8 protein-coding genes are annotated in these 12192 nt (G+C 59.2%); 4 read left to right on the top strand and 4 right to left on the bottom strand.

Annotated features, from left to right (window positions below):
- Positions 1-8: 8 nt before the first annotated feature.
- From brxC to A3AI_RS42345, 3 genes are read right to left on the bottom strand one after another with little or no spacing between them, the layout of a single operon-like run.
- On the bottom strand, positions 9-3476 hold the full coding sequence (gene brxC, locus A3AI_RS0106300; RefSeq protein ID WP_024514760.1) for a BREX system P-loop protein BrxC: 3468 nt from the start codon (positions 3474-3476) through the stop codon (positions 9-11).
- On the bottom strand, positions 3473-4036 hold the full coding sequence (locus A3AI_RS0106305; protein ID WP_024514761.1) for a hypothetical protein: 564 nt from the start codon (positions 4034-4036) through the stop codon (positions 3473-3475). Before A3AI_RS0106305 ends, brxC begins: the two co-directional genes overlap by 4 nt.
- A gap of 10 nt (positions 4037-4046) precedes the next feature.
- Entirely contained in the window at positions 4047-4811 is a 765-nt protein-coding gene (locus A3AI_RS42345; protein WP_156927668.1) for a hypothetical protein, read from the bottom strand.
- 230 nt (positions 4812-5041) lie between these two features.
- Between A3AI_RS42345 and A3AI_RS42350 the strand changes: the two genes are divergently transcribed.
- The 4 genes from A3AI_RS42350 (at position 5042) to A3AI_RS42355 (ending at position 11541) form a co-directional block, all read left to right on the top strand.
- Positions 5042-6658 (top strand): DUF2130 domain-containing protein, encoded by a 1617-nt coding sequence (locus A3AI_RS42350; protein WP_024514763.1) that lies wholly within the window; start codon positions 5042-5044, stop codon positions 6656-6658.
- A 55-nt stretch (positions 6659-6713) separates the two neighbouring features.
- Positions 6714-8699, top strand: a complete 1986-nt coding sequence (locus tag A3AI_RS0106320) for an ATP-dependent nuclease (protein WP_024514764.1) — start codon at positions 6714-6716, stop codon at positions 8697-8699.
- The gene (locus A3AI_RS0106325; RefSeq protein ID WP_024514765.1) at positions 8696-10555 is read left to right on the top strand and encodes a UvrD-helicase domain-containing protein; all 1860 of its coding nucleotides are present in this window, start codon (positions 8696-8698) and stop codon (positions 10553-10555) included. The genes A3AI_RS0106320 and A3AI_RS0106325 overlap by 4 nt, the downstream gene beginning before the upstream one ends.
- A 200-nt stretch (positions 10556-10755) precedes the next feature.
- Complete coding sequence (locus A3AI_RS42355; protein WP_024514766.1) at positions 10756-11541, top strand: 8-oxoguanine DNA glycosylase; 786 nt, start codon at positions 10756-10758, stop codon at positions 11539-11541.
- On the opposite strand, the gene A3AI_RS0106335 is transcribed toward A3AI_RS42355, so the two are convergent.
- A complete protein-coding gene (locus A3AI_RS0106335; RefSeq protein WP_024514767.1) occupies positions 11538-12185 on the bottom strand; it encodes a nitroreductase family protein in 648 nt (215 codons plus the stop codon). The two genes, A3AI_RS42355 and A3AI_RS0106335, sit on opposite strands and share 4 nt — an antisense overlap.
- Positions 12186-12192 lie beyond the last annotated feature (7 nt).

A 12192-nucleotide genomic window follows, 5' to 3' on the forward strand; every position in this document is an offset into this window, starting at 1 on the left:
TGCACCTTTCAGGAGATCACTACAGGGCCGCGCTTGACTGCAGCCACGAGCATCGCGCGCTGCCGAGCAAGCCAGACGTCGACCTCTGGCTCGGAGCTCACGATAGTGCCCCGCTCGATCGCGGCACGTTGAGTTTGCGGCGCCGACACTTGAGCTGCCTTCTGCGCCGCGCTGACTTGAAGATCGGCCACACCGCGGATTTCCGCCTGCCACTGCCCCAATGGCCGACGATCAAGGCTGTCTGCGAGCACCTCATCGTCGGAGGTGTCGGGCGGTTGCGGAAGCTTCAGCCCAACCTCAGCCAGAATCGCCTCCTTCCTCGCGAGATCGAGTGTCGCCCAGACGGGATTGGCATTGAGCGCATCGAGAGCGCTCCGTACCGCCTCACTCAAATCTTTGTGCGCTGCCACGAGCTGTTTTGTCAGCAGTTCGCGCAACCTTCGCATTGGCGGCGGCAAGGGGTTGTTCGATTCCAGCAGCTGGCGTCCATCGCGGATGCCTTTGAGCTCAATCAGATCTGTCGTCGCCTCGGTCAGCGGCTCGGCGTGGCGGGCAAGCCGTTCCGCCGTGCGCCAGCGCGCGATGCGTTCAGCCTTGAGCTTAGCCCGCTCTTTCCACGATTCGATCGCCTGCTCGATCTCGGATTTCCGGTCGAGCAGGAGCCGCAGAAGCGCATTGCCGGCAAGCGCCTGCGCCTCGTCTTCGAACGCGAGCCGTGGCGCAGCCGGCAAGGGCCGCTCGCCACCGGCGCTCTCGCCCAACGCTCTCAGTTTGCGCAGGAATTCGCGAGCCGGCTCGGCGAGATCATCTCGATTAGAGATCGGGCCGACTAGCCTCTGCAAAAGGCCGGCAAGCCCAATCTTCTCCCGCGCTGAAATCGAAATCTCCTCGCGCCGAAAGGTCGCTTTGCCGATGGCCGTGCCGTCCAGAGCCGTGGCAGAGGCCGGCTCACCGTTCAGAATGACGGTGAGCTTGTTCGCGCGCACGAGGGCAACGAGTGCGGCGTCGATGGCGTCCTTTGGCCAGCCGTAGGGCTCACGCTCGAATTGCTGGCGCACGTCGCGCCCGGACTTACCAGGGCCAATGAGGCCAAGAACCGCGCGACCCACCGGATGGGTATCGGCCTCCGCCACATGGCCCACTGCCGCAAACGGATGCTCGCCGCCTTCCCGGGCGGTCTTGAGCGCCTTCTCCCACTCGACCGCAGGCCGATCAGCATCCTTGAACTGCGGAAAGAGGCGCTTGCGAGCCGTCTCGACGGCCGCTTCGAGACGCGCAACGAGCGTCGCCTGCTTTTCGGCCGTGCCACCGCCGAGCAGCACTTCGGCGTCGTCAACGAGCTTTCCGGCAAGGTCTTTTGCCCGCTCTTCCGCGATGCGCTCGCGCGTTTCCATACCGCGCCGCGCCTCTTCTCCCGACGCTCCATGCCCGAGCCCACGCCTGTCGAGCGTCGCCTTGGCCGCGAGCAGGTCCGCGATTGCGTCCCTCAGGTCGTTGTTCGCCGGCTTGTCGATGTAGAGGTGAACGATTCCGTCCGCCGATCCGAGCGTCCGCGCCGCCTCGCGCGCCTCTTTAGCGGGCGTTCGCCAGCCATCACGAACCCAGAGAGGCACATTTCGACCGTCCTTCTCAGGCGCACGGTCGCCCCTGTGGGCCACGACCTTGCACGGCACCTTCGCGTCGCCATGCACAGCGGAGACTTGCCGCACTGCCGAAGCAAGCCCCTCCTCGATCAACTTATCCCGGGAATCTGCAATCGCCGACAGATCGTTGCCGTAGTGGCTGCGGAATTTTTGGAACTCCTGCTGCCATGCGCGCCCTTCAGTGGTCTGAATCCGGACTTCCTCGCCGATGCGCACCAGATGTCCGTCCTCGACCATGCGGTCGATCAGGACACGCACGCGGGAGCGGAATGCGCCCTGGTCGACTGTCAAATCATCAACGAGCAGATCGGCTAAGTGATCGGGTGTCGCTCGGACTCCGATGTCAGCGCCGGCCTCCGTCGGAAGCCGCGAAATCAGAAAAGCGAGGCCTGCGAGCCGCTTTGCGAGAGCGCCATCTGCGCCATAGGCCTTGTCGAGCGGTTCGATGCGATCATAGGCGTCGCGCGGGAGCGCGCCGGATTGGACAAGTGCAGCCTTCAAGGCCTCATAGAGAACGTCTGCCGGCACGACCGCGCCCAGCGGTTTCTCCGCATTTTCGGCAAGCGCATCGTGAAGGATACGGAGCTGTGATCGGAGCTGACTCTGCGTGCCTTGAAGATCGGCAGCACGAAAGCACACATCCCAGAACCGACGCCGAATCGGCAACATTGGATAATCGTCAACTCTTATCGCGCGATCGCTGGGGCGAGCGGCTATCTTCGTCTCCCCGAGCTGGCGGGATATCGCCCCATCATTTTCGTCGAGACAACGTTCGATGAGCGGTCGGGCGTCGGCTTTCTTACGCAACAGCACCTTCCGTGTGACCGTCTCAACATCATTGTCGTCGAGCTGCACGCGGATCGTGAAGCGGTCGAGAAGGCGGACAAGTTGCGGATTTGATTGGGAGGTGCCTTGGAGCGCACTCTGCCCGGCGCCCACCAGGATGACCCGGCTATCGAATTCCTTCGCCAGCGTCTCTGCGATCTCGGCTATCGCGCCGGCACGATCCTGGCTGTCGCCAATATAGATTTGCACCTCATCCAAGAGGATCAGGGTAAGCGGGGTCTTGCCGCTCTTGCCCCGGCGCGCAAGCACGCGTTTCAACATCGACACAAACTGATTTCGGTCGATATCAATATCGGGTGTCTTGTATTGCGTGCGGATACGCTCGCGAATTTCCTTAATGCTTTCGTCCTTGAACTGGCCCGCAATCGCCTTGGGGATGACGGGGCTCATGTAGAGTTCTTCGATCTCATCCTCGAATTGCCCGCCAGCAGATGCAACCGCCGCCTTGACCTCGTCGGCAATGCCTTTGTCTTCTAGCCAAAGGCAGAACGCGGCTTTGCCGTAGTCGCCAGGCAGACCGGCTGCGCGCAGGACAATCGATAGAACCGAATGGCGTGGCCGTTCGAGCTGGCCGCTGGGCATCGGCCCTGCAGCAGCAAACAAGCCGCCATGGCGGGCGGCCTCAACGTCTAATTCACGAAGCGCCGCTCGCGCGGATTCCGGCATATCCTCGACCAACGTGCGCGGGCTCATGCCGTCGGGGAACAATTCATTGGCCCACAAGTACCCGAGCATCTTCAAGAGATGCGACTTGCCGGAGCCGTAGAAGCCACTGACCCATGCCGCTTGTTGGCTTGATTTGCCAAGGTCGCGACAGAAGCTTTCGATAATGCGCGTGATTCCCTCCGCGTAACGACCTTCGCAGACGAACGTTCGCAATTCGCCACGATCCTCTTCCGGGCTGGTGTCGCTGAGGCGCGCTTGGCCGTTATTGACGAGCCGTTGGCCGCGCGGGTCGCGGTCAAGCAAGTCGGCGATCACCGTCATTGGTGCGCTCCAATGGGTTCGATTTGAATAGAAACGGCGTGGTAGTCCCAGCCATCGCGGGCATCGAGCAGTCGATATCGCCCGTCGCGCGCTCGCCCCGGAAAGAAAACCGCAAGGCGTCCTTTGATTGCGTGATCCACGCGCGCTAGGAGATCCGAAACGGAGGCCACGCCGAATAGAGAGGCGACGCCGATCAGGCCCACAATCTCGCGTTCCGTGTGTTCGGGGCGTCGCAAGACCCGAAGCACAGCGTCGGCAGCATACTGGGTGAAACGCTCGTTCGCGCCAGCAGACAGCATGTGCGGTTCTTCGAAATAGCCTTCGCGATACCGATGCGCGCCCAGCCACGCCCCGAAGGACGAAGTCAAATCGAGGCCGTGCCAATCATAGCTGTGGGTACGCGCCGCTTGAGCGAACATATCTATTTTGCCTCGGAGGGCACGCTCTTCGTTCGGGTCGTAAACAATCATGATCACGCGCTGCGCGCCGGAACTACCACTGGGCCACCCGACGGCCACGTGGTCCCGGAAGACGACAGCGAGCTGATCGATCTTTGACATTTCAAAAGTCTCAATTCAGTCGTTCCAAGGGTGAAGTATCGAGCTCGAAACTGTCGCCGAGCGTTCGATAGTTGATCAAGCCAGTTGCGTGCGCGCGTTCGGCGAGACTGCGCGCCGCGGCAGGATCGAGATCGAGCGCTGCCATCCAGCCATTATCGAAAATTTCAGCGCCAACGAAGCCAGACTGTTGGGCGAGCCAAAGAGCAAAGGCGAAAGCGATTTGATTTGCTCGAACTCGCACACGACGTTTGAGGGTTCGTCCGGCGAGATGCCCTGCTTTCGTCCAGCTGCTTGCTGCGTTGCGGACGACCTTGTTTAGTACCGCTTCATTCATTCGACTGCCGACCGCAGAAGCAATTGCGTTTCGCACGCTGTCCCGCATCAGTTCTGAATTGGGCGCAAGTCCGAGGATCGGCCTGGCACTTGCCCTCAGAAGAGGATCGCGAGCGATTGCCATCAACAACGCAAGCTGCGGAAGCGCTGAAGGATCACGCTTGCACAGGGCCCGGAAAATCCTGAACGTAGGTACCTTGCTGTCGAAGCAGTAGAGCTCCGAAAGCCTCTGTAGGCTGAGACCCCTGCCAGAGCTACTGGACTTGCCGAGGGCGTTATCATCCACGATCGCCTTCTTGAGGTCGCCCGAGAGGCCGGTTGCTGAACAGAGCAACGCGAGTTCGGTCAGCATAATGGTGCGGCTCGAATGCGTGCCGCGCGCGCCCGCCCGAAAACCGCTCGGCATCGGCAGTTTGTCGTTGTGAAAGAAGTTGTACCTCAAGCGCCTCACCCCCCGCGTCTGACAGTGCGCCATCCCTCATAAATCGTCAACAGACTTGGAACATCTCGCCGGCAAACTTGCCGGCGAAATGGCTCAAAGGCATTATTCGGTTTGAAATTCCGGTATTTTACGCCGGCAAACTTGCCGGCGGCACTGATTGATACATTGACGGGCGGGGGAACCGGGCTCAGCATGTGCGGGAGTTAGGCTTTTCCAAACGGGGAACTTCCATGTCGGAGCCAATCGTCACGTGCCCAAATTGCAGCACCAACATCCCGCTAACGGCATCGCTTGCCGCCCCCCTGATCAAAGCGACGCAGCAGAAATACGAACAGGCCATGGCGGCGAAGGATCGCGATATCGCGGAGCGAGAAGCCTCAATTGGGGCGCAGCGGGAATTGCTTGATAGGGATCGGGCCGCCTTCGAAGAGAACCTTGCCGAGAAGTTGGACGCCGAACGCCTGCGCATCGCTGCGGAGGAAGCCGCCAAAGCCAAGCGACTTGCGGCTGCCGATCTCGATTCGAAGACTCGTGAGGTTGCCGAGCTTAGCGCGGTCCTCAAACAGCGAGACGAGAAATTGGCTGAGGCGCAAATGGCGCAGGCCAAGCTGATGCGAAAGGAACGGCAACTCGAAGGTGAGAAGCGGGAGTTAGAGCTCAGCGTCGAAAAGCGCGTGCAGTCGCGCATCGCCGAAGCGGAGGCCTCTATCGGAGCCCAACGGGAATTGCTTGAAAAGGACCGGGCTGCGTTTGAGGAAGACTTCACACAAAAATTGGACGCCGAACGCCAGCGCATTGCCGCCGAGGAAGCAGCCAAGGCCAAGCGAATTGCCGCTGCTGATTTGGATTCCAAGTCTCGCGAACTTGCCGAGCTTCACACCATCCTCAAACAGCGGGATGAAAAGTTAGCTGAGGCACAGACGGCGCAAGCCGAATTGATGCGCAAGGAACGGGAACTCCAGGACGAGAAGCGTGAGCTGGAGCTCAGCGTGGAGAGACGCGTGCAGTCGCGAATTGCTGTGGCTCAGGAGAAGGCGAAATTAGAGGCCGAGGAACCGTTGAGGCTTCGTGTTCTGGAAAGGGAAGAACAGATTGCTTCCATGCAGCGTCAAATTGACGAGCTCAAGCGCAAGGCCGAGCAAGGATCACAACAACTGCAAGGCGAGGTCCAAGAGATTGAGCTGGAAGGGACCTTGCGAGCGAAATTTCCGCGCGATTCGATTCAGCCCGTCCCGAAGGGTGAGTTCGGTGGCGATATCCTGCAGACGGTCATGGGACCACAGAACAAGCCTTGCGGGACCATTCTCTGGGAATCCAAGCGCACGAAACATTGGAGCGACGGCTGGCCTATAAAGCTCCGAGAGGACCAGCGCAGAGCGAAGGCGGACGTTGCGTTGATCGTCTCGGACAATCTTCCGAAGGGCGTGCAAGGCTTTGCGTATGTTGACGGGATTTGGGTGACTGAACCACGCTATGCCTTTTCACTTGCGCTCGCTCTCCGGCAAAGCCTTGTAGAGGTAGCGAATGCCCGACAAGCACGCGACGGGCAACAGACCAAGATGGAGCTGGTCTACCAGTATCTGACTGGACCGCACTTTCGTCAGAGAGTCGCGGCAATCGTCGAAAAATTCGAGGAAATGCGGACCGACTTGGAAAAAGAGCGCACTGCTATGACGCGCCTCTGGGCCAAGCGCGAAAAGCAAATCCGCGGCGTGATAGAGACGACCTCTGGAATGTACGGCGACCTTCAAGGCATCGCGGGTAAGGCTCTCGAAGAGATTGAAGCATTGTCACTACCGATGATCGAACACCGCGGTGATGAACAGGATCAGACTGCGGCGGCCTAGGCGCCGGCTGCCGTCGACAATTCCGGGATCTCAAAACCATCTAGGGCGAACGCCGATGAAGATCGAAAAGGTCACTCTTAAAAATTTCCGCTGCTTCGGCCCGCTAGGGACGCAGATTAGGTTGAGAAGTGTCGTCACCGCCTTCGTTGGCGCCAATGGCTCCGGCAAGACGGCAGCCTTTCAGGCGCTATCGCGGCTCTTTGGCGTCACGCCCGCGCAGAGGGCGGTGCGGCGGCAAGATTTCCATGTGCCCGCTAATCAGCAGGGGCTTCAGTCGGGAGCAACCCTGTCGATCGAGGTCGTCTGCTCGTTTCCGGAGCTGGACGAGCTCGACGAGGAGGATGGGGCGGGCGCCGTTCCGGAATTCTTTCTCCAAATGGCAGCTTCCGCGCCGGGCGCCTCGCTCAAGGCGAGGATGAGGCTTCAGGCGACATGGACGGACGACGGCACGCCGGACGGCAGCGTCGACGAGGATCTCCGGTGGGTTACCACGCTTGACGACGAATTCGAGTGGGATGATTGCAAGCGAGTACAGGCAGTCGAGCGCGGCTCGGTCCAACTCATCTATGTCCCGGCTGCCCGCGACGCAGCGACGCAGGTGACCGCGTTGCTCAAGGGCCGGTTGTGGCAGGCAGCAAGATGGTCAGACGAATTTCGCGATAGCAGTGCGGCAAGCGCCCTGGAGATTCAGCAACAATTCGAGAGCGAGAAGCCTGCGGAGTTCATTATTGAGCGGCTTACCAAGCGCTGGCGTCAGGTCCATGAGGCAGATACGGACACAACGCCAGTCCTGCGCCTCGTCGAAAGCCGCTTCGAGGAGCTGGTCCGCAAAGCTGAATTCGCTTTTTCTCCCGATGAAGCAGAGCAGGAGCGCGAGCTCGCGGACCTAAGCGATGGCCAGCGCTCGCTCTTCCATATCGCACTTACCGCCGCAGCTCTGGAAGTCGAGAAAGACGTGTTCGCGCAGGCCGCTGACGAATGCGCGTTCGATCAGGAGAAGCTGCGGAGGACCAGTCTTACCTTCCTTGCAATCGAAGAGCCGGAGAACAGCCTCTCTCCCTTCTTCCTCTCACGCATTGTCGCGCAGGCGCGGGATATCGGCGCTCTTGCGTCTGCGCAGGTCGCACTTTCCAGCCACTCGCCTGCTATCCTCAGCCGTATAGACCCGAAGGAGGTGCGCTATTTTCGGCTGGACCGCTCACGACGGCGCACTCATGTCCGACGCATTACGCTGCCCGACGGCGATAACGAGGCGAGCCAGTATGTGCGGCTCGCCATCAAGGCGTATCCGGAACTTTACTTCGCCCGCTTCGTCATTCTAGGCGAAGGCGATTCCGAGCGCCTTGTGATCCCGCGGGTCGCGGAGGCCATGGGTGTTCAGCTAGATCCTTCGTTTGTGCCGATCGTGCCGCTGGGTGGACGATATGTTAGCCACTTTTGGAGACTTCTCAACGATCTTCGTATCCCTCATGCGACGCTGCTGGACCTTGACCTTGGAAGGGTGCACGGCGGAGCAACCCTCATCGCCAATGTCGTCGAGAAGCTCGGTGAAATCGATAATGATCTGAGCGAAAACCCGCTCATTGTGGACGGCACTATAGATCCCGAAGACGTGGACGATGTCGCGGATGACGATCTCCTAGAAGAAGGCGTGGACAACGAGTGGGTGAAAGCCTTTAGGGAAGAGGGGATATTTTTCTCGTTTCCGCTTGATATCGATTTCTCGATGCTCAGCGCTTTCCCGGAAGCCTACCAGCATCCGAATCCTGGAGGTCACGGCCCGCGCGGTGGCGCTGACATCATTAGAGGGAAGAAGGGCGTCACCCTTAAGACCGGTGGCGATCCGGACCTGTACGACGACGATTACGATGACGAGTTTAAATGGTACCCATACCTGTTCCTGAGCGGAAGCAAGCCCGAAACCCACATCGCGGCGCTTGCCCGAATCGCGCAGGACGACCTTGCCGAAGCCGCGCCTGCCGAGCTCAAGGCGCTCATTGAGCATGTGAAGGAACGGCTCGGTCTTGAGGACGATCAATGAGCCAGATGCATCCTGAAGACTGGAAGCCACAAGGCGTTGATGACCTTGAGCCACGCGCATTGGACGCGCTGCGGCAGACGGAAAAGAGCGTGCTCGTCACAGCAGGAGCGGGCGCGGGAAAGACAGAGTTTCTTGCACAGAAGGCGACCTATCTTCTCCAAACTGGCCTTTGCAGGTCGCCGAGGCGCATACTTGCGATCAGTTTCAAGCGCGATGCAGCGCGCAATCTCGCGGAGCGGGTAGCAAAGCGCTGCCCGCCCGAGCAGGCGCGACGCTTCAACTCGTACACCTTTGATGCATTTGGGAAGAGCCTCGTGGATCGCTTTCGTGCTGCTGTGCCCGAGCCATATCGCCCGCCTGCGGACTACCGGATAGTGATGCCGCGCCGGCAGGATTATGCTGATTTTCTGGATGCGCGTGAATTCCGCGGCGTGAATGCTGATCAGTTCGAACGTGCGATAGCTAGAGCGCGATTGCCGGTCGCCGATCAAGGCACGGCACTCCAGCGCGCTGTCGCCGCGTACTGGCACGCTCAATACAACGATCAGGACGATGCACTGCTTTCGTTTCCGATGGTCAACCGACTCGTGGAATTGCTTATCCGGCAAAACCCTTCGATACTGAGGGCCCTGCACCTCACGTTCCCTGTCGTTTTTCTCGACGAGTTTCAGGACACCACGTTTGCGCAATTTCAGCTCCTGCGCAGGGCATTTGACGGCAGCGGAGCAATCTTCACCGCGGTTGGCGATGACAAGCAGCGCATCATGGTCTGGGCCGGAGCGATGCCAAATGCGTTCGCGCAGTTCGAACAGCATTTCGCCGCTGAGCGGATATCGCTGATTAGCAACTGGCGCTCGCACGAAGACCTCGTGCGAATTCAGCACGTCATCGCGAGCAGGATCGATCCGAATGTTGAGGAGCCGGAAGCGCGCGCCGACCGGCTTGTGGACGGCGACGTTGCGGCCATCTGGGAATTCGAAACTCAGGATGAAGAAAGCGATTGCCTCGCTCAATGGATAGAGCGCGAGGTGCAGTCGGGTAATGTCGAGCCTCACAACGTCGCCGTCCTTGTGCGCATGCGCGCCAATGAAGTCGAAGACCAGCTCGCCCTCGCGTTTGAAAACCGGGGCCTAAGGCTGCGCAACGTGGCGCGTAACGTAGGCGACATCGCCATTCAGGACCTGCTCGGCGAGGACTTGACCCAAATTCTTCTTCGATTGATACGTCTCGGCGCGACCGCCCGAAGTCCCGAGAATTGGAACGCAGCGCTGCTCGATTTGCAGTTTCTCAAAGCGTTGGATCTCGCCGATGAAATGGGACAGCAGCACCTTCAGGAGCGGCTTCAAAGGTTCGTACGTGAGATGCGGCGAACCCTAAAAGGGCTTGACCCCGTCCCGGAGTCCGCCGCGGAGGCCGCACAGGCAGCGCTCGATTTCATCGGGTTAGAGGTCCTGCGTCAGGCTTTCCCCTCTTATCAGAGGCAGCTCGACTTCGATCGCGTCTGGACTGGCTTCACACTGCTCCTACAGGAATCCCTCCAGCACGCAGAAACCTGGTCAGGCGCACTCGACGAATTCGAAGGGCTCGGCCAAATCGCCCTCATGACGATTCACAAGAGCAAGGGACTTGAGTTCCACACTGTCATCTTCTACGGGCTTGATAATCAAACGTGGTGGAGCCTCACTCCTGATCGAACGGAGGAGCTGAACTCTTTTTTTGTGGCCTTCACTCGCGCGAAGCAGAGGGCCTTCTTCACTCTATGTCTTGAGCGCGGCCAGCCGGTTGCCTGGATTGAAAACCTTCTCGCCCCGCCGGGAGTCCTCCGCATCAATTTGGCAGATTTTGTCGATGACTAGAGGAAGAGATTCACGGCTCGGAGAGTGCCTCGGCTCGATTCTCCACGACGAATCGCGCGCTCAATTCGAGCCCGTAACCGGGTCCCGACGTGATTTCTTGGCTACACAGAATTAGAAATCCGCACGCCGATCGTGAATCAAAAGGAGTCCAAAAGCGGATCAAGACCGGAACAGAAAATTTGAGTGCTTGATACGTTTCTATGGGCTTGATTCAAGCCTTTATGGAACACTATCGCAGTCATCAAACGGCGTGGGCCAACGCCAGTCGAGGACTCATTGCGATTTCGATTCCTGGCCCCCAGGAGGACGTCATCCCTGGCGTACAATGGGGCTGTGCCACCGAGGTGTTCACTCCGGCATTTTGGAAATATCAATCCGCGGCCTTCAGGGCGCAAAACGTCAATATTTCGCATTGCATCGGCAAAACGATTATAGAGGAGGTCGCAGTTTGCCTGCTCGGCGGATACGGCATGCCCGCCGAGCTGGGGCTTGCTGCTTTCTGTCGTCTTCGCGATCGTGACCTTCTCAAGCAGGCCACGACGGTCGACGTATTAGAGGAAGCGCTCCATGAGCCATTCCCATTCGATCAAGGTCAGCGGCGCTACCGATTTCCGCGTCAAAAGGCAAACTATCTCTGGCACGCAATGCAAACCTTGTCGTGCACGGCGTTGCCGAGTTCCTCTCGGCCCCTTCGGGATTTTTTAACAAGCCTGCCTGGCATCGGGCCCAAAACCGCTTCATGGGTCGTCAGGAATCACCTGCGATCGGACGAAGTCGCGATCATTGACGTGCACGTTCTGCGTGCTGGGACGGCGATCGGCTTATTTCCACCCGACGTCAACCCGTCAAAGGAATACTTTCGATTAGAGGAAATTTTCCTTCGGTTCTGTGACGCTCTTGGCGAGCCCGCAAGCCTAATCGATGCCCTGATGTGGGACTACATGAGACGAATAGGCAAAGCGTCGGCGCAGACTCGGAACACTTAGTCCGACTTAGCTACGCCCATAAAGGCTGTCGCAACGGCCAGGAAAGTGGAGCTCGGGCAACGCAGATTCCTCAGAACACCCGTTCCTAAAGGCCCGAGCGGAACGAAGGCGAGGTCGAGAACTGTGGCAGCGAATGCGAAGGACTGAAGCATAGCGCCGGCATCACGCCAAAGCAGCGAAGCGGGATTTTCATAGGCCCGATCGACCATATCGAGATCACCAGTAAAGAGCAAAAGATGCCCCTTTGCGCAGGGCAACATGCTTTCCAGCTTCTCGATTTCGGAAGAGAAGTCATGATCGTTGATTAACGGAACACTTCCAAAACGATCATCGACGTCAGAGTAGACGATTGGTTCGGATACTCCTGGGCCGGCAACTATCAAGACGTCGATTGGATGCAGAGCTCCGGCCGACACGGGTATCTTTCGCGATCGACCGTTATTTTCTGCGACGCCAATCTCTCTCCGCGCTGTTACGAAGCGAACCAGAGACATAAGGTCCAAAAGCGCCATCGGTTCGGCTACTCGCATGGTCCGACGACTGAGCATCACATCTCGAAAATTCTTCGCTGGCCATTGCGAGCAGGCGAGCGTCTCATAGACCGACGTCATGGTCCAGCGGCGCTTTCCCAGGACCTGCTGCATTCGTCTG

The sequence above is a fragment of the Bradyrhizobium sp. Tv2a-2 genome (genome assembly GCF_000472425.1).
Classification (GTDB): domain Bacteria; phylum Pseudomonadota; class Alphaproteobacteria; order Rhizobiales; family Xanthobacteraceae; genus Bradyrhizobium.